Source organism: Pseudomonas sp. DR208 (assembly GCF_019823005.1).
In the GTDB taxonomy this organism is placed as follows: Bacteria; Pseudomonadota; Gammaproteobacteria; order Pseudomonadales; family Pseudomonadaceae; genus Aquipseudomonas; species Aquipseudomonas extremorientalis.
Map to the genome: position 1 here is coordinate 5,098,105 of NZ_CP081944.1, position 17,828 is coordinate 5,115,932.

17 protein-coding genes are annotated in these 17,828 nt (G+C 59.4%); 5 read left to right on the plus strand and 12 right to left on the minus strand.

Going from position 1 to position 17,828, the window contains the following annotated elements; translation table 11 throughout:
• Positions 1-2: 2 nt before the first annotated feature.
• The 5 genes from K5K89_RS22925 to fadD2 all read right to left on the minus strand — a co-directional run bounded on the left by K5K89_RS22925 (position 3) and on the right by fadD2 (position 6,281).
• Positions 3-671: a TfuA-like protein gene (locus K5K89_RS22925; RefSeq protein WP_222540326.1), complete on the minus strand. Its 669-nt coding sequence runs from the start codon at positions 669-671 to the stop codon at positions 3-5.
• 13 nt (positions 672-684) lie between these two features.
• Positions 685-1,893, minus strand: a complete 1,209-nt coding sequence (locus tag K5K89_RS22930) for a YcaO-like family protein (RefSeq protein WP_315901965.1) — start codon at positions 1,891-1,893, stop codon at positions 685-687.
• A 68-nt stretch (positions 1,894-1,961) separates the two neighbouring features.
• A complete protein-coding gene (locus K5K89_RS22935; RefSeq protein WP_156792150.1) occupies positions 1,962-2,117 on the minus strand; it encodes a hypothetical protein in 156 nt (51 codons plus the stop codon).
• A 388-nt stretch (positions 2,118-2,505) separates the two neighbouring features.
• Positions 2,506-4,197: a long-chain-fatty-acid--CoA ligase FadD1 gene (gene fadD1, locus K5K89_RS22940; RefSeq protein WP_071489452.1), complete on the minus strand. Its 1,692-nt coding sequence runs from the start codon at positions 4,195-4,197 to the stop codon at positions 2,506-2,508.
• A 395-nt stretch (positions 4,198-4,592) separates the two neighbouring features.
• Positions 4,593-6,281 (minus strand): long-chain-fatty-acid--CoA ligase FadD2, encoded by a 1,689-nt coding sequence (gene fadD2 / locus K5K89_RS22945; RefSeq protein ID WP_071489451.1) that lies wholly within the window; start codon positions 6,279-6,281, stop codon positions 4,593-4,595.
• A gap of 232 nt (positions 6,282-6,513) precedes the next feature.
• Between fadD2 and K5K89_RS22950 the strand changes: the two genes are divergently transcribed.
• The gene (locus tag K5K89_RS22950) at positions 6,514-7,458 is read left to right on the plus strand and encodes an alpha/beta hydrolase (RefSeq protein ID WP_222540328.1); all 945 of its coding nucleotides are present in this window, start codon (positions 6,514-6,516) and stop codon (positions 7,456-7,458) included.
• Positions 7,459-7,515: 57 nt separating this feature from the next.
• Positions 7,516-7,986 carry a MaoC family dehydratase gene (locus K5K89_RS22955; RefSeq protein ID WP_010208208.1) on the plus strand — a complete coding sequence of 157 codons (471 nt, stop codon included), beginning with the start codon at positions 7,516-7,518 and terminating at the stop codon, positions 7,984-7,986.
• A gap of 62 nt (positions 7,987-8,048) precedes the next feature.
• On the opposite strand, the gene K5K89_RS22960 is transcribed toward K5K89_RS22955, so the two are convergent.
• Entirely contained in the window at positions 8,049-8,516 is a 468-nt protein-coding gene (locus K5K89_RS22960) for a ferritin-like domain-containing protein (RefSeq protein WP_010208206.1), read from the minus strand.
• 205 nt (positions 8,517-8,721) lie between these two features.
• On the opposite strand from K5K89_RS22960, the gene K5K89_RS22965 reads away from it, so the two are divergent.
• Together K5K89_RS22965 and K5K89_RS22970 are read left to right on the plus strand one after the other, a co-directional pair.
• Positions 8,722-8,958: a DUF3820 family protein gene (locus K5K89_RS22965; RefSeq protein WP_010208204.1), complete on the plus strand. Its 237-nt coding sequence runs from the start codon at positions 8,722-8,724 to the stop codon at positions 8,956-8,958.
• A gap of 9 nt (positions 8,959-8,967) precedes the next feature.
• On the plus strand, positions 8,968-10,143 hold the full coding sequence (locus K5K89_RS22970; RefSeq protein ID WP_222540329.1) for an aminotransferase class V-fold PLP-dependent enzyme: 1,176 nt from the start codon (positions 8,968-8,970) through the stop codon (positions 10,141-10,143).
• Positions 10,144-10,237: 94 nt separating this feature from the next.
• On the opposite strand, the gene K5K89_RS22975 is transcribed toward K5K89_RS22970, so the two are convergent.
• The 3 genes from K5K89_RS22975 to zwf are packed head-to-tail and all read right to left on the minus strand — an operon-like array spanning position 10,238 to position 13,087.
• Positions 10,238-10,903 carry a bifunctional 4-hydroxy-2-oxoglutarate aldolase/2-dehydro-3-deoxy-phosphogluconate aldolase gene (locus K5K89_RS22975; RefSeq protein WP_026013852.1) on the minus strand — a complete coding sequence of 222 codons (666 nt, stop codon included), beginning with the start codon at positions 10,901-10,903 and terminating at the stop codon, positions 10,238-10,240.
• Between the two features lie 17 nt (positions 10,904-10,920).
• Positions 10,921-11,634 carry a 6-phosphogluconolactonase gene (gene pgl, locus K5K89_RS22980; RefSeq protein ID WP_222540330.1) on the minus strand — a complete coding sequence of 238 codons (714 nt, stop codon included), beginning with the start codon at positions 11,632-11,634 and terminating at the stop codon, positions 10,921-10,923.
• On the minus strand, positions 11,621-13,087 hold the full coding sequence (gene zwf / locus K5K89_RS22985) for a glucose-6-phosphate dehydrogenase (protein ID WP_071489447.1): 1,467 nt from the start codon (positions 13,085-13,087) through the stop codon (positions 11,621-11,623). Before zwf ends, pgl begins: the two co-directional genes overlap by 14 nt.
• A 218-nt stretch (positions 13,088-13,305) precedes the next feature.
• Here zwf and K5K89_RS22990 point away from each other — a divergent pair, with 218 nt between their 5' ends.
• Positions 13,306-14,166 (plus strand): MurR/RpiR family transcriptional regulator, encoded by an 861-nt coding sequence (locus K5K89_RS22990; protein ID WP_170856097.1) that lies wholly within the window; start codon positions 13,306-13,308, stop codon positions 14,164-14,166.
• Between the two features lie 122 nt (positions 14,167-14,288).
• On the opposite strand, the gene K5K89_RS22995 is transcribed toward K5K89_RS22990, so the two are convergent.
• The 3 genes from K5K89_RS22995 to K5K89_RS23005 all read right to left on the minus strand — a co-directional run bounded on the left by K5K89_RS22995 (position 14,289) and on the right by K5K89_RS23005 (position 17,828).
• Positions 14,289-15,134 carry a D-hexose-6-phosphate mutarotase gene (locus tag K5K89_RS22995; RefSeq protein ID WP_071489446.1) on the minus strand — a complete coding sequence of 282 codons (846 nt, stop codon included), beginning with the start codon at positions 15,132-15,134 and terminating at the stop codon, positions 14,289-14,291.
• Positions 15,135-15,236: 102 nt separating this feature from the next.
• A complete protein-coding gene (locus K5K89_RS23000) occupies positions 15,237-16,583 on the minus strand; it encodes a carbohydrate porin (protein WP_222540331.1) in 1,347 nt (448 codons plus the stop codon).
• Positions 16,584-16,667: 84 nt separating this feature from the next.
• Positions 16,668-17,828: an ABC transporter ATP-binding protein gene (locus K5K89_RS23005; RefSeq protein WP_071489444.1), complete on the minus strand. Its 1,161-nt coding sequence runs from the start codon at positions 17,826-17,828 to the stop codon at positions 16,668-16,670.

The following is a 17,828-nucleotide window of genomic DNA, read 5'->3' on the forward strand; positions in this document are numbered from 1 at the left end:
GCTCAACCCACCGCTTTTTCGGCGCGCCAGCAGCGAGACGCCAGGAAGCCTTGCAAGTCCTGGCTTTTGACGCGGTATCCGTTGAAGCCACCCAGGGCCTCATCCACGTCCTGGCGCGTCATCTGACCGGTCGCCAACAACAGTTTCTTCAACCGCGACAAGGTTCGCTCGGCGTACCAACGTTCCTTGAGCTCCTGAATGATGGCCTGTGCATGATGCGTGGAAATCTTCTGCTGGTCCTGCAGGGCGCTGACGAACCCCCTCAGATGAATCAGTGGCTCGGACATCGCGCGATAGGGTGCGTCAATTTCATGCACCAGCGTGACCTCATCGTCGTCGAACTCCGGGTCGTCACGGTAATGACCATAAACAACTCCATAGCCTTGCATGCCGAGAAAGCGCATTTCGCCGGCCCTGATCGCCCCCATGGAAGCCAGGCCCCATACCTGCCAGCCATTCTGGATCGCACGGCGAATTTCGATATGCCCTACGGAAGGGAAGCTGTGGAACGTACCATCCACGATGGCGATACAGCCCGGCTGCGGGTTCTGTGCGACCAGGGCCTGGATGTCACCGCGCCTGGCCGGCGCATGCACCACTACGTCAGCGTGCCCGGCCAAGACCTGCTCCATCCCGGATGCCGTCGGCCCTACGAATAAATGCAGCTTCATGCGTGCTCCTACCCTAGCGTGCGATATAGCGGGACAGGCGAGGACCTGCGCGCTTGAGTGCCGGCTGGAACGACTCCATGCCTGGGATAACGATCTTGACCACCGCTAACGGTGAATCATTTTTACTCAGCACCACCCGCAGCACCTGGCCAAACCCTGCGCTGCGCAGGCGATCGAGCAGGCACTCCAACGCTGAATCAATGCTATGGATCTGCGAGTTGGCATCCTCGATGTCGGAGTAGGCAATGGCCTGGTGCGCGTCGTTGACGTGACCGCGCAAGCGCGCAACGGCGTCAAGCTCGGCCTGGCGATCACTCGCGCTGAAATACTTGAAACGCTCGATCAGATCGTCCCGGCCACCGTGTATGTAGGAAAGCCGTGACTGCGCGGCCTCGGCGAGTCCCCGAACGGCAGCAATGTCGCGACACAGGTGCAAGCCCGAACCGCAAGAGATGGCAATGGGCGCATCGTCGGACGGTTCCATGATGAACCCCTGGACATAGGGCAGCCCGATCACGCTGGGGGTGTAGCGTACGACGGCGCTCAATCCGGCGGCCTCGACCCTGGTAAACAACGGGTCCAGGGTTTGCACCGCACAATCGCGCAAGATCAGGCGCGAGGTGTCTTTCATGAAATTGAACGCTTGCACGTCGCGCTCGACGATTTCGGCGATGCCATGCACGCTGGCCTCGTCCACGGTATTGCCAGAGCTCAGACCGTTGGTGCTGGTGCCGAAAATACGCTGCCCCTGGTTTTCGCTGAACGGTGAAAAAATCAGCTCGGCCGGTACGGCGAAGGTCTGTCCGGTGGCGATGTCCTGCGCATGGACGCACGCCAAGGGCCCGTCGGGATCGATCGGCGCCCCGAGGATCGGGCAGAAATCAACGAAATCGTGGACAAAGCCGGCTTGTGCCGCGACCTTGCGAGGCGTGGAGACAAATACGTCGATGTTTCTATTGCGGTATTCGGCGATGGCAAACTCGATGGCCTCCATGTAGGCACCCACGCGTGCCTCTTCCATGCGCATGCCTTTCCCGGCACTGACACAGAGCGAGCCCTCAACCGCATCGGGTCGAATACTGGCAAATACGGGAATACCAATCTTGTCCAGCCACGTGGTATTGGTGACACGCGTGATACCAAACTCCACGGCAAGTTTCCTGGCGTGGGTCAACGTGTCGGACAATGAGGCCTTACGCAAACTTGAGGTCATGCGATACATAAAGAAGCCCGTTGAAATACTGATCGCTAGTTGCGTGCTATCCGAACAATCGAATAGCACGCAGCGTGTTACTTACCGGCGTCTTCAATATCAGCGGAGATATTGTTGTTGGATTCGTGAATAACGAAGCCAGCACGCATTTGACCTTCATCGTTCAGGATGTCGGCAAACGCATCTACAGCAGAAGCATCAAGTGCGAATGTTTCGTTAGTTGCGTTATTCATAGTGATTTCCTCGAATATTTGAATGCCGTTATCGGCTATCACTTTTCGGGGGCTGACGCATTCAATAAACAAATGCGACATTGTGTCGCCCCTAAAACAGCCCTGAGAGTTTTAGAGCACATGGCGATTACGCTCAACTACAAGATTTGGTAGGTCCACGGGTGTAAATCGGTTCAACAGGCGCGCACGTCCAACAGGGCTGGCGGAAAGTCGGTACACCGGCAACTTTTGCATTTATGTACCGAGGGGCAAAAAAGGCCGATTTGTATATCTATTCGCCGCAGTAGTGGCCCTATGCAACTAATCAACACAAGCACTCGAACAAACAGCAGCCAATAAAAAACCCGTACTTCGCCGAAGTACGGGTTTGCATGAAACGAATGGCTTTTTACTTTTTAACGCCCAGCTTTTTCAATTCTTCATCACGCAGCTCACGCCGCAGGATCTTGCCTACGTTGGTGGTCGGCAGGGCATCGCGGAACTCGACAGCCTTGGGCACTTTATAGGCCGTGACATTGGCGCGCATATGCTCCATCACTTGGTCCTTGGTCAGGGTGGCACCCGGCTTGACCACGATAAAAAGCTTGATGTGCTCCCCGGACTTCTCGTCCGGCACACCAATGGCCGCGCACTGCAGCACGCCCGGCAGGCCCGCCAGTACGTCTTCCAGCTCGTTGGGGTACACGTTGAAGCCCGAGACCAGGATCATGTCTTTCTTGCGATCGACGATGCGCATGTAGCCGTCCGGCTGGATGATCGCGATGTCACCGGTCTTGAGCCAGCCTTCGCTGTCGAGCATCTCGTCGGTGGCGTCCTGGCGCTGCCAGTAGCCCTTCATCACTTGCGGACCTTTGACGCACAGCTCGCCGGTTTCACCCAGTGCGAGTTCGGTGCCGTCGTCGGCGATGACTTTGCAGACGGTGGACGGCACCGGGATGCCGATGGTGCCGATCTGGATATGCTGGATCGGATTGACCGTGGCCACCGGGCTGGTCTCGGTCATGCCGTAGCCTTCGCAGATGCCACAGCCGGTCACGGCCTTCCAACGCTCGGCCGCCGCCAGTTGCAGGGCCATGCCGCCGGACAGGGTGACTTTCAGCGCAGAGAAATCCAGCTTGCGGAACGCCTCGTTGTTGCACAGCGCCACAAACAGCGTGTTCAGGCCGACAAAGCCGCTGAACTTCCACTTCGACAGTTCCTTGACCATCGCCGGCAGGTCGCGCGGGTTGCTGATCAGGATGTTGTGGTTGCCGATCAGCATCATCGCCATGCAATGAAAGGTGAACGCGTAAATGTGGTAAAGCGGCAGCGGCGTGATCAGGATCTCGCAGCCTTCATTTAGGTTGGAGCCCATCAGCGCCTTGCACTGCAACATGTTGGCGACCAGGTTGCGATGGGTGAGCATCGCGCCCTTGGCGACGCCGGTGGTGCCGCCGGTGTATTGCAGCACGGCCACATCGCTGCTGGCCGGGCTGGCATCGCTGACCGGTTGGCCGTGCCCCTTGGCCAGCACGTCGTTGAACTTGATCGCCTTGGGCAGGTGATAGGCCGGGACCATTTTCTTCACGTACTTGATAACGCTGTTGATCAGCAGGCGCTTGAGCGGCGGCAACAGGTCGGCGACTTCGGTGACGATCACATGCTTGACGGCGGTCTTGGGCACGACCTTTTCCGCCAGGTGCGCCATGTTGGCAAGGCACACCAGGGCCTTGGCGCCAGAGTCGTTGAATTGGTGTTCCATTTCCCGCGCGGTGTACAGCGGGTTGGTGTTGACCACGATCAGGCCGGCGCGGATGGCGCCGAACACGGCGACCGGGTATTGCAGGACGTTGGGCAGTTGCACCGCGATTCGGTCGCCGGGCTTCAAGTCGGTGTGCTGTTGCAGGTACGCGGCGAAGGCGCCGGACAGTTCGTACAATTCACCGTAGGTGATGGTCTTGCCCAGGTTGCTGAAAGCCGGTTTGTTGGCGAAGCGCTGGCAGGACTGCTTCAGTACCGCCTGAATATTCGGATACTCGTCTGGATTGATTTCTGCGGCAATCCCGGCGGGGTACTTATCCTTCCAAAAGTCTTCGTTCATGGAAGCCCACTCCTCAGCGACGTCAGCGACGCGAATTCATCATCGCATTTGATGCGATTATTATTGGTGTATGTTTTTTTAGGTGAATCTGGCGCTTTCAAGCAGGCCGAGACGTCACAAAGCGCGCCGAGAGTAGCAGCTTTGCCAAAGGCCGCCTAGAGCCAAAAGAGGGGGTCACGGTCATAAACACGACTGTCCTACAATATTTGGTCACACTTTAAACCAAGCTGAAATAGCGGCATAGATGGCTCTGGAACGGGGCTTTCAGAACAACACAGTACAAATGTGGGAGGGGGCTTGCCCCCGATGGCAGTGGTTCAGTCTACGCATCTGGTGACTGACCCACCGCCATCGGGGGCAAGCCCCCTCCCACTTTTTTTTCAGCATATTTCAGGTCAAGCGATATCGCGCAACTCACGCCGCAAGATCTTGCCCACCGGCGTCATCGGTAACGAGTCGCGCAACACGATGTGCTTGGGCACCTTGTACCCCGTGAAGTTGGTCTTGCAGTATGCCTTCAACTCTTCAAGGCTCACCCCTTGGGCACGCGCCACCACGAACAGCTTCACCGCCTCCCCCGTGCGTTCATCCGGCACGCCGATCACCGCGCAGTTGGCCACCGCCGGGTGGGCCATCACGACATCCTCGATTTCGTTGGGATACACGTTGAAGCCCGAGACGATGATCAAGTCTTTCTTACGGTCAACGATGCGCACAAAGCCATCGTCATCGATCACCGCGATATCACCGGTCTTGAGCCAGCCTTCGGCGTCCAGCGCCTCGGAGGTGGCGGCCGGCTGCTGCCAGTAGCCCTTCATCACCTGCGGGCCCTTGATACACAGTTCACCGCGCTCGCCCAATGGCAGCTCGACACCCTGATCATCGATCACTTTCATCGCCGTGCCCGGCACCGGAATGCCCACCGTCCCCAGGCGGGATTTGCTGCCGTAGGGGTTGGTGCTGGCCACCGGTGAGGTTTCTGTCAGGCCATAACCCTCGCCAATCGCGCAACCGGTAATCTGCTGCCAGCGTTCAGCCGTGGCCTTGATCAGCGCAGTGCCGCCGGAATTGGTGAGCTTGAGGTGGGAGAAGTCCAGGGTCTTGAAGTCCGGGTGGTCCATCAACGCCACAAATAGCGTGTTGAGCCCCAGCAGCCCGGTGAACCGCCACTTTTTCAGTTCCTTGATGAAGCCGCCGATGTCTCGCGGATTGGTGATCAGCACGTTGTGATTGCCCGAGACCATCATGCACATGCAATTCGCCGTGAAGGCATAGATATGGTAAAGCGGCAGCGGCGCGATCATCACCTCCTGCCCTTCCTTGATCAGCGGATGACCGTCATCGCCGGTCTGGGACATACAGGCGCGCACCTGTTGCATGTTCGCCACCAGGTTGCCATGGGTGAGCATCGCGCCCTTGGCCAGGCCGGTGGTGCCGCCGGTGTATTGCAGCACCGCGATGTCGTCCAGTGTGACGGGGTGGCGGGTCACGCCCAGGCCCGCGCCCATGTGCAGGGCGCGCTTGAATGACACCGCGCGCGGCAGGTCGTAGGCCGGCACCATCTTCTTGACCTTGTCGACCACCGTGTTGATCAGCCAGCCTTTGGCAGCGGGCATGAAATCGCCCATCTTGGCTTCGATCAGGTAGTCGATCTCGGTGTCGCTGCACACCTCCTGCACCCGCGAACCGAACAGGTTGAGGTAGACCAGCGCACGCACGCCGGCGTCCTTGAACTGGTGACGCATCTCGCGCGGGGTGTAAAGCGGGTTGGTGTTGACCACGATCAGCCCGGCGCGCAAGGCGCCGAACACCGCAATCGGGTAATGCAGCACGTTGGGCATCTGCACCGCGATGCGCTCGCCCGGCTTGAGGTCGGTGTGCTGCTGCAGGTAGCCGGCGAACGCGGCGCTCTGGCGTTCCAGTTCGGCGTAGGTCAGGGTGATGCCCATGTTGCTGAATGCCGGACGGTCGGCGAAGGCCTTGCAGGAGCGCTCGAAGACTTCGATCACCGACTTGTAGGCAGAGAGGTCAATGTCGTTGGGAACGCCCGCTGCGCGTTTGTCATTCCAGAAATCAGGTTGCATTATTCTTGTCCTCTTACCTGAGTGTGTCCGGCCGCTTTCTGACTGCTATGAAAAGCGGAGCTTTGGGGACGTTAGCAGCTATGGCCAACCAGGCAAATACAGGAAAGAGCGTCATTAATTGCGTGAATCTTCCTACAAGGCTTCGCACTGATCAGACGCAGCCGTGCGGATGAGCTATACACTGCAACGACGCTGAGCAGACCTTGAGCAGACCTTGAGCAAAGGAACCGCCATGAACCACACCTCCTTCTGGCTGACCGCGAATGACCGCAGCCGCCTGTACGTCAATCAATGGATGCCCGACGGTCCGCCCAGGGCGCTGGTGATGCTGTCCCATGGCATGGCCGAGCACAGCGGGCGCTATGCGCGCCTGGCGCAGGCCCTGTGCGACGCTGGCTACGGTTTATATGCGCCGGACCAACGGGGTCACGGCCGCACCGCCGACGAAGGCACCCTGGGCCTGTACGCCGAGCACGACGGCTGGAACAAGGTGGTGGGCGACCTCGCCAGCCTCAACCAGCACATCGGCCAGCAGCAGCCGGGGTTGCCGATCATCCTGCTGGGGCACAGCATGGGCAGCTATATCGCCCAGGCCTATCTGCTGCACCACAGTGCCAGCCTGGATGGGGCGATTCTCAGCGGTTCGAATTTCCAGCCGGTGGCGCTGTACCGCGCGGCGCGATTGATCGCACGGATCGAACGACTGCGCCAGGGATTGCGCGGGCGCAGTGCGCTGATCGATTTCCTGTCGTTTGGATCGTTCAACAAGGCGTTCAAACCCAATCGCACCGCTTTCGATTGGCTCAGTCGCGACCCGGCCGAGGTGGACAAGTACATCAACGACCCGCTGTGCGGGTTCCGCTGCACCAACCAGCTGTGGATCGACTTGCTCGGCGGCTTGCAGCAAATCAGCAAAGCGTCCAATCTCGCGCAGATCGACCCGGGCCTGCCGATCCTGGTGATGGGCGGCGAATGTGATCCGGTGAGCGAAGGCAAGCGTCTCAACAGCCTGGCCGACGCCCTGCGTGAAGCGGGCTGCCAGCACTTGCAACTGAATATCTACCCGCAGGCGCGCCATGAAGTGTTCAACGAAACCAACCGTGATGAAGTCACGGCGGATGTACTGAGCTGGCTCGACCAGGCCCTGATCTTGCGCAGACCGACGCGATGCGAATAAATTTTCGATTAAAATCAGTCAGTTAAATTACCGATTAGCCACAGGATGCACGTTTAGATGACCCAGGTAACCAACACCCCGTACGAAGCCCTCGAAGTCGGCCAGACCGCCAGTTACAGCAAGTTGGTGGAAGAGCGTGATATCCAGCTGTTCGCCGCCATGTCCGGCGATCACAACCCGGTGCACCTGGATGCCGAGTACGCCAAGGCGACCATGTTCAAGGAGCGTATCGCCCACGGCATGTTCAGCGGTGCCCTGATCAGCGCGGCCGTTGCCTGCGAGCTGCCTGGGCCGGGCACGATCTACATCGGCCAGCAGATGAGCTTCCAGAAGCCAGTGAAAATCGGCGACACCCTGACCGTGCGCCTGGAAATCCTCGAGAAGCTGCCGAAGTTCCGCGTGCGCATCGCCACACGCGTGTTCAACCAGCGCGATGAGTTGGTAGTGGATGGCGAGGCGGAAATCCTGGCGCCGCGCAAGCAGCAGGTGGTGACGCTGACCGAGTTGCCCCCGATCAGCATTGGCTAAAGTCTGCGCAAAAAAAATGTGGGAGGGGCAAGCCCCTCCCACATTCTTTTACAGCGCAGGGCTTACGACTGAGCGCGAGCCTGGTTACGCAGGGCTTTCACCTGGTCGTGGTTGCGTTGCACGCCGTGGTACTGACGCTCAACCAGGTCACGAATGCCCAGCAGGTTGTGCTTGTTGATCTTCTCGATCGCTTCCTTGTAAGCCTTCAGTGCGTGGTCTTCACCGCGCTCGGCTTCGTTCAGCACCGCTTCTTCATCTTTACCGGTGAGCATCGACTTCACGTCGACCCAACCACGGTGCAAAGCGCCGGCAACGCTGCCGGAATCTTCCGGATCGCCACCCAGGGCACGCACGGCGGTTTTCAGCTCGGCGGCAGCGGTGGCGCAGTCAGCGGAACGCTTGGCGAACAGGGCTTTGAGCTCTGGGTGCTTGATGTCTTCAGCGCACTCCTTGAAACCCTTTTGGCCGTCGATGCTGGTTTCGATCAGGTCGTTCAGTACGGAGATCGATTCTTTATTGATGTCAGTCATTTTTCAATTCCTTGTACGGGTTAGAAGGTTGTATTAGTGATTGCAGCGCCCGTGCCAGGTTTTCAAAAAACAAAATCAATATATATTTCAATAACTTAAGATTAATTGAACCATCTGTATGTATGTTATTTGCATGATCTGTCATTTGGCCTTCATGCAGAATGCCTGTATTTTCCAAGGTCTCGACTCAACCCTCCGAGCCTTCATGAATCCCGAAAAACTCGAACTGCTGATCACCCGCGAAATGCCCTTCGGCAAATACAAGGGACGGATCATCGCCGACCTGCCCGGCCCCTACCTCAACTGGTTCGCCCGTGAAGGTTTCCCCCACGGCGAACTGGGTGGTCTGCTGGCGTTGATGCAGGAAATCGACAGCAACGGGTTGTCTGAATTGCTCGAACCGCTACGCGCCAAACACGGCAAACCCGCCCCGCGCCATTGAGAGCCCCCAATGCCACGCAATGCTGACAACGAACAACATTGGCAGGCTGTTTCCGAGCGCTACGCCCTGGAACCCGGCCCGATCAACCTGGAAAACGGTTACTTCGGGCGTATGAGCCGAACGGTGCAATCCCATTACCTGGATCAGGTTGCGTTTATCAACCAGAGTAATTCGCTGCATGTGCGCCAGCGCTTCGAGCGAGGCGAGAACGTCGAGATTCGTCGGCAACTGGCCGAGCTGATTGATGTGGCCCCGGAGTCGGTGGCCTTTACCCGCAACGCCACCGAAGCCTTGCAATCACTGATCCGCAACTACAACCGCCTGCAACCGGGCGACCAGGTGCTGATCAGTGACCTGGAGTACGACACGGTCAAGGGTGCCATGCGTTGGCTGGCCGGCGTTCGCGGGGTGGAGGTGATCGAACTGTCCCACGTACACCCGGCCAGTTTCGACAGCCTGGTGCAGACGTATCTTGATGCGTTCGTCCAGTACCCACGTCTGAAGCTGATGGCGCTGACCCACGTCACCCACCGCACCGGCCTGGTGATGCCCGTCGAAGCGGTCGCCAGGGCGGCGCGTGAGCATGGCGTGGACGTGATCCTCGACGGTGCCCATGCCCTGGGCCAGATCGAGTTCAATCTGGCCGAGCTGGGCATTCAGTTTGCCGGCTTCAACCTGCACAAATGGATCGGCGCGCCACTGACCCTGGGCTTCCTGTACATCGCCCCGGAGCGCCTGGCCGATATCGACCCGGACATGGGTGAGTTTCACTACCACGCCACCGATGTGCGTGCGCGTACGTCCTACAGCACGCCGAACTTTCCGGCGCTGATGACCTTGCCGCTGGTGTTTGAAGAGCATCGCCAATTAGGTGGCTCGGCGGCAAAAGGCGCACGGGTGAATTACCTGCGGGACCTGTGGGTCAGCCAAGTGCGGGCATTGCCGGGGATCGAGGTGCTGACGCCGGATGATCCGAGGGTGTATTGCGGGATTACGGCGTTCAAGTTCAGCGGGCGGGATCAGCAGGCGATGGTCGATAGACTGCTCAAGGACTACAACCTGTTTGTCACTACCCGAACCGGTGCGTCGTTCGGCACCTGTATCCGGGTGACACCGGGGCTGGTGACGTCGGCAACCGAGATCGCCGTGCTGATCAAAGCCATCACCGAGTTGAGCGTCGGCTAAGCGCCTTTTCTACAGACAAAAAAAAGCGGTACACCGACCAAGTGCACCGCAAAAATGCCGTCAAGCACAGCAACAACGATTCAGTAAAAGCAGATCAATCCAGCAGGGCCAGCGCCTGCGCGGTAACTTCCTGGATACGGGCCCAGTCGCCGTTCTTGACCCATTCCGGGTCGAGCATCCAGCTACCGCCCACGCACATCACGTTTTTCAACGCCATGTAGTTTTTGATGTTGGCCGGGCCCACGCCGCCGGTCGGGCAGAATTTCACTTCGCCGAACGGGCCGCCCAAGGCCTTGATCGCCGCCACGCCGCCGCTGACTTCCGCCGGGAACAGCTTGAAGCGGCGATAACCCAGGCCATAGCCTTCCATGATGCCGGAGGCATTGCTGATGCCCGGCAGCAGCGGGATCGGGCTGTGTACCGAAGCTTCCAGCAAGTCGCGGGTAATGCCGGGGGTGACGATGAATTGCGAGCCGGCCACTTCGGCTGCTTCGAGCATGTGACGGTCCAGCACGGTGCCGGCACCGGTGCACAGTTCAGGGCGTTGTTCGCGCAGTACCTGAATGGCCTTGAGGCCGAACTCCGAACGCAGGGTCACTTCCAGTGCGGTCAAACCGCCGGCTGCCAGGGCATCGGCCAGCGGCAGGATGTCCTGTTCGCGGGCGATGGTGATCACCGGCAGGATCCGCGCCTTGGCGCAGAGGCTGTCGATCAGGGCAACTTTATCCGCCATGGACACGGTCGGTTGAGGGCTTTTCATAGCGGCTGATCCTTGGCTCATGGGCACCAGTAAATCTCTAATGTAGGTTGCAGAAACGCGCGAATCGGCATGGCAGCGACGTCATCGCTGACCAGCGCGGCGCTCAAGGTGGTCAATTTCGAACTGCCGGAAATCGACAGTACGGTGTAGTTCGCCGTGGCCAGCAGCGCGCGACTCATGGTCAGGCGCTGGTGCGGCACGGTCGGCGCCAGCATCGGCCAGCAACGGCGGGTACCGTTGGCCTTCAACGCTTCGCCCAGGTTGGGACTGTCGGGGAACAGCGATGCGGTGTGGCCGTCATCGCCCATGCCCAGCACCAGCACGTCAATGGCTGGCAATTCGGCCAGCAGGCGATCGGCCTGCTCGGCTGCGTCTTCAAGATTGGCCGCGGCGCTGTACAGGCTCAAGAACCTGGCCTTGGCCGCCGGGCCTTGCAGCAGGTGCTGCTTCAACAGGCCGGCATTGCTGTCAGCATGTTCCACCGGCACCCAGCGCTCGTCGGCCAGGGTGATGGTGACCTTGGACCAGTCCAGGCCCTGCTTGGCCAGGTGCTGGAAAAACGCCACGGGGCTGCGGCCACCGGACACCACCAGGGTCGCTTCGCCACGGGCACTGATGGCCGTGCGCAGTTGCTCGGCCACGTCATTGGCCAGGCCTTCCGCCAACAGCACCGGGGTGCGGTACTCGTGCGGGGTTACGCCCTGGGGCAGTTTCAAATCAGATATCGCCATACCACGACCTCCCATCCCGCGTGATCAGTGCAATCGAGCTCATCGGCCCCCAGGACCCGGCCGCGTACGGCTTGGGCGCATCACCGGATTTTTTCCACCCGGCGATCAGCTGGTCACACCACTTCCACGCGGCTTCGATTTCATCTTTGCGAACAAACAGGTTCTGATTGCCGCGCATCACTTCCAGCAACAACCGCTCGTAGGCATCCGGGATACGGGCGCTGCGGTAGGTGTCGGAAAAATTCAATTGCAACGGGCCGCTGCGCAGTTGCATGCCCTTGTCCAGGCCCTGCTCCTTGGTCATCACGCGCAAGGAAATGCCCTCGTCCGGTTGCAGGCGGATGATCAGTTTGTTGCTGATCTGCAGGCGCTGCTCGGGGGCAAAGATGTAGTGGGACGGTTCCTTGAAGTGGATGACGATCTGCGACAGCTTCTGCGGCATGCGCTTGCCGGTGCGCAAGTAGAACGGCACCCCGGCCCAACGCCAGTTGCGGATATCGGCACGCAGGGCAACGAAGGTCTCGGTGTCGCTCTGGGTGTTGGAGTTCTCTTCTTCCAGGTACCCCGGCACCGGCTTGCCGGCGCTGTAGCCGGCAATGTACTGGCCGCGCACCACCTGGGTGGTCAGGCCGTCCGGGCTGATCGGCGCCAGGGCCTTGAGCACCTTGACCTTCTCGTCACGGATGCTGTCGGCGGACAGGTCCGCCGGCGGGTCCATGGCGATCAGGCACAGCAGCTGCAGCAAGTGGTTCTGGATCATGTCGCGCAACTGGCCGGCCTTGTCGAAGTAGCCCCAACGGCCTTCGATACCGACCTGCTCGGCCACGGTGATTTCCACGTGGGAGATGTAATTCTGGTTCCACTGGGTTTCGAACAGGCTGTTGGCGAAACGCAGGGCGATCAGGTTCTGGACGGTCTCTTTGCCCAGGTAGTGGTCGATGCGGTAGGTGCGGTTCTCCGGGAAGAACTGGGCCACGGCGTCGTTGACCTTGCGCGAGGACTCCAGGTCCGAACCAATCGGTTTCTCCAGCACCACGCGGGTGTTGTCCGCCAGGCCGACCTTGGACAGGTTCTCGCAGATAGCGCCGTACACCGCCGCCGGTGTGGCGAAGTAGGCGATCAAGCGTTGTTCGGTGCCGGCGATTTCCGCCAGGGCCACGTAGTCATCGGCTTTCATGAAGTCGACGTGAACATAGGTCAGGCGCGCCAGGAAACGCTGGGCGATAGTTTCGTCCAGTTCCTTGCCGACGTATTTACGCAGTTCTTTTTCAATGTGCGCCAGGTGCTGTTGCTCGGAACCGGCTTCGCGGGCCAGGGCCAGGATGCGCGTGTCGTCGTGCAGGAGCGCGGCGCCATCGAGTTGATAGAGGGCAGGAAATAACTTGCGCAGCGCCAGATCACCCAAGGCGCCAAACAGGGCAAAGGTGCAGGGTTCTACGGTTATCGAAGGCATGATGTTTGTTCTTTTATCAAGTTAAGCTACAAATACCTTTTTTCAAGGCATCACTCAAGGAAAAATGTAGTAATAACCACAACATTTTCCCGAAATACGCATTCCGAGTGGTGGTGTTCAGCTACCCTCAGTAGGATAGGCCACCGCAAAAGGCCACTCGTCGATTGGTTGCCACCCTAATTTGCATCGTCGCCCGAAGGAAAGACTGAATGGACCGCGTGCGAAATCTTCTGGAACAGATCCAGAACCGCCTCGAAGAATTGAACAAGGCCGAGAAAAAAGTTGCCGAGGTCATCCTGCTCAACCCGCAGCAGGCGACCCGCTTCTCCATCGCCGCCCTTGCCCAGGCCGCCTCGGTCAGTGAACCGACGGTCAACCGTTTCTGCCGTTCGTTCGGCGTGAGCGGTTACCCTGAACTGAAATTGCAGCTGGCGCAAAGCCTGGCCAGCGGCGCGGCATATGTCAGCCGCGCAGTGGAAGCCGATGATAACCCCGAGGCCTACACCCAGAAGATCTTTGGCAGCGCCATCGCGTCGCTCGACAGCGCCTGCCAGGCCCTGGACCCGGCCCTGATCAGCAAGGCCGTGGACCTGTTGATCCAGGCGCGGCAGATCCACTTCTTCGGCCTGGGCGCTTCGGCCCCGGTGGCGATGGATGCGCTGCACAAGTTCTTCCGCTTCAACCTGGCGGTCACCGCCCATGCCGACGTGCTGATGCAGCGCATGATCGCCTCGGTGGCACACACCGGCGAGTTGTTCGTGATCATTTCCTACACCGGGCGTACCCGTGAGCTGGTGGAAGTGGCGCGCATCGCCCGTGGAAACGGCGCTTCAGTGTTGGGCGTGACCGCCGAAAACTCGCCGCTGGCCAAGGCCAGCACGGTGAGCCTGAACATTCCACTGCCCGAAGACACCGACATCTACATGCCGATGACCTCGCGGATCATCCAGTTGACGGTGCTGGACGTATTGGCCACCGGCATGACCTTGCGTCGCGGGGTGGATTTCCAGCCGCATTTGCGCAAGATCAAAGAGAGCTTGAATGACAGCCGGTATCCGGTGGGGGATGAATTCAACTGAGCCGGCCTTTGTGTTGGCTGTACTGGCCTCATCGGGGGCAAGCCCCCTCACACACTTCGACCTGTGAATACATTCAAAATGTGGGAGGGGGCTTGCCCCCGATGAGGCCATCAACCACCCCGCTAAACCCCAGCCCTGGCCTGCAGGCTCAGATGCGCCCTCTCCCCCGGCGCCAGGCTCGCCCCGGCCATCGCCGACTCCACGCACACAAACCCCGACGCCTCGTTGAAGCTCACGCCCAACAGCGGGCGGCTGCCCGGATGCCACACCACCGTGTCGGCGCTGTCGCCGGTGTCGATGCACAGTTCGCGCTGCCAGGCGTGGTCCTTGAGTTGCAATTCGCCTTCGTGCTGGAACACCCGCTGGCAACCGCCTTCTACCCGCAACTCACCCTCCTGCTGGCAGACCTGCCGGTTGAGCTGGTCGTAACCTTGCGCACCGTCGAGCCCAGACAGCGCTATCTCATCAACATGACCAATACGCCAGTAAGCGTGCAATGCATGGCTCAGTTGGCACGGCAACTCATCCTGATGCTCGGTGCTCAGGCGCAGCTCCAAGGTTTCGCCCAGGTGCGCGTGCAGGTCGACCTGCCAGTCGCACAGCTGCAATTGCCAGTGCAGGCGCACACCGTCGTCGTCAGTGCTGCTGTCGAGCAATTTCCAGTCGATCAAGCGCGCCCAGCCATGGGATGGCCAGGCATTTTCACTCGGGTGGCGGCCATACCACGGCCAGCACACCGGCACGCCTCCACGGATGGCGCCGACTTGCGGCCACTTGGCGGCACACCACAACCATGGTTTCTGGCCGGTAGGCTGAAAGTGCAGCAATTGCGCGCCCTGGCGACTGAACACCGCCTGGCACAGCGGATGATCGATCACCAACACATCACGCATCTGAAAACGCTCCCAGGCGAACACCGGACGCTCGCGCAGGGATTTGAAAAAGCGTTGCAGCGGTTGCTCATGCATGTGCCACGGTCCTGATTGTCTTCACAGTGCGACCCAAAAAAAGCGGGTAGCCATGGCTACCCGCAAAATGCGCACAGAGAGAAGGAGCTTATCGCAACAGCGTTAGAACGTAGACTGAATTTTCAGGCCCGCCACCAACGCGTTGTCGACTTTGTCCACGCCGCCAGGCTGGACAACGTATTGCAGGTTAGGACGCACGGTCAGCCAGTTGGTGACGTGGAAACCGTAGTTGACTTCAACGTTGTACTCGGTCTCACGGATCGGCGTGTAGAGAGGATTGTCATAGTCGCTCACACCATTGGCGGCGTTGAGCAGTTCAGAGTTTTTCTTCACGTCATCGTTGACGTGCAGGCGCGCGACACCAATGCCGACGTCATCTTTCGGACGCGCGTCGAATGGGCCCTTGTACACCAGCATGAGCGACTGATAGTTGTCGACCAGGTTGGTTTCCTTATCGTGGAAGGTGGCGTTGGCCGCGATGTTCAGGCCGCGGGAGGCATCGCCGTTATGGGTGGTGAGTTGCTGTTGAGCAACGAACCAGTAGCCTTTCTTGCTGCTGCGGGTACGGTAGGCGGCGCCGGTGGTCGCAGCATCATTGCCGTTGATGTCTTCACGGACGTCAGAGGCATCAGCCGCGCTCTTGTAGTAACCCACACGGTATTCGCCCGGCAGGTTGTTGACCTTCGGCGACCAGACCAATTCCACCGGGATCACGGTACCCTTGGTACCGCTGCCGCTGAGCTTGAAGCCATTACCGTGCTCGAGCTGCGAGGGGTTCTGGTTGTACGCACCGATCTGCGCATACAGCTCAGGCGTGATGTTGTACTTCACACGGATCGCGGCCTGACTGACCGGCCAGTTGTACCAGGTGTTGACGTAGTTACCCACTTGCGAACCGCAGAACGACAGGTTCTGGAAGTCGCACGGGAAGGTGTTGAAGTCTTCGCCTTCGCCGAAGTAACCAAGCTTCACGTCCAACTTGTTGTCGAACATCTGGTGCTGGATCCAGAACTGGGTCAGACGCACCATATGGCCACGGCCGTACACTTCTTGAGACGAGCTCAAGGTACCGGCACGCGGATCGCCGATGCGGTCGTTGGAGATGTTCTGGCCATTACGGTTGGTCAACTGGATCTTGGCCTGGGTGTTATCCCAGCCCCACAGTTTTTGCAGGTCGAGTGCCACGCCGAGACCGAACTGGTCAGAGTAGCGACCGGTCTTGTCGTGGTTGTAACCGCCCTTGGCGTTGTAGCCCATCTCCCCAACGTAGTCAGCCTTGATGTCGATACCTTGCTCGATCAGCTTGGTACGCTCACCACCCCAATCGCCGGTCATCCACTTCGAATCAGCACTGAATGCATCGGCCGCCATCGCATTGGCGGACAAAACCAGGGCTGCTGCAGCTGACATTTGGCAGATCAGCCGAGTGTTTTTGTGTTGCTTTTTCATCCCTACATCCTCGTCTTTATTGTTATTAAACTGTTTTTATCTAACGCGGGTTACTTTTTTATTTGAAACAACAACTTAGCTGCTTCAGCGGCCTTTGAATTGGGCCACGTTGTCGGCATGCCCCTGTGCGGGCAATGAAGAAGCAGTGCCTAGGCGTTCGCCAGTGTTGGCGTCGAACAGCAATACCTTGGCCGGATCAAATTGCAGGGTCAGGGTCTCGCCGACCTGGGGCGCCACATCCGGCGCCAAACGGCAGCAGACCTTGGTGTCATTGAGCTGCACGAACACCAGGGTGTCCGGACCGGTCGGTTCGGTGACCTGGACTTCAGCACGAATGCTCGACGAGCCGTTGCCCTCACCCGCCGCCAACACGATCTGCTCCGGGCGCAGGCCCAGAATCACATCACGGTCCTCCAGACCTGCGTCGTTCATGCCTAATGGCAATTCGCAACGGGCCTGGCCGCTGTCGAGCAGCGCGACTAAACGACCTTCCTTGCGTTTTAGGCGCATAGGAACGAAGTTCATGGGAGGTGAACCGATAAAGCTTGCCACAAACAGGTTGGCCGGGTCGTTGTAAATTTCTTTCGGCGTACCAAATTGTTGGATGATGCCGTCCTTCATCACCGCCACTTTGTCGCCCAGGGTCATCGCTTCGATCTGGTCGTGGGTCACGTAGACCGTGGTGGTCTTGAGGCGCTGGTGCATCAGCTTCATTTCGGTACGCATCTCGACGCGCAGCTTGGCGTCGAGGTTGGACAGCGGCTCGTCAAACAGGTAGATCTTCGGCCGACGCGCCAGGGCACGGCCCATGGCCACGCGCTGTTGCTGGCCGCCGGAGAGCTGGCCCGGCTTGCGGTTGAGCAGGTGTTCGATCTGAAGCAGTTTTGCAACCCGCGCCACTTCGGCGTCGATATCCGCCTGGGCCATCTTGCGGATCTTGAGGCCGAACTCGATGTTCTCGCGCACGCTCATGGTCGGGTACAGCGCGTAGGACTGGAACACCATGGCGATGTCCCGGTCCTTGGGGCTCATGCCGCTCACGTCCTGGTCGCCGATCATGATCGCGCCGCCGGTGATGGTCTCAAGGCCGGCGATGCAGTTCATCAGCGTGGATTTGCCGCACCCTGAAGGGCCGACCAGGATCAGGAACTCGCCTTCCTTGATCGACAGTTCGATGTTCTTCAAGGTGTCGGGCAGGCCGGCGCCATAGGTCTTGTTTACATTGCGAAGTTCAAGCGTAGCCAT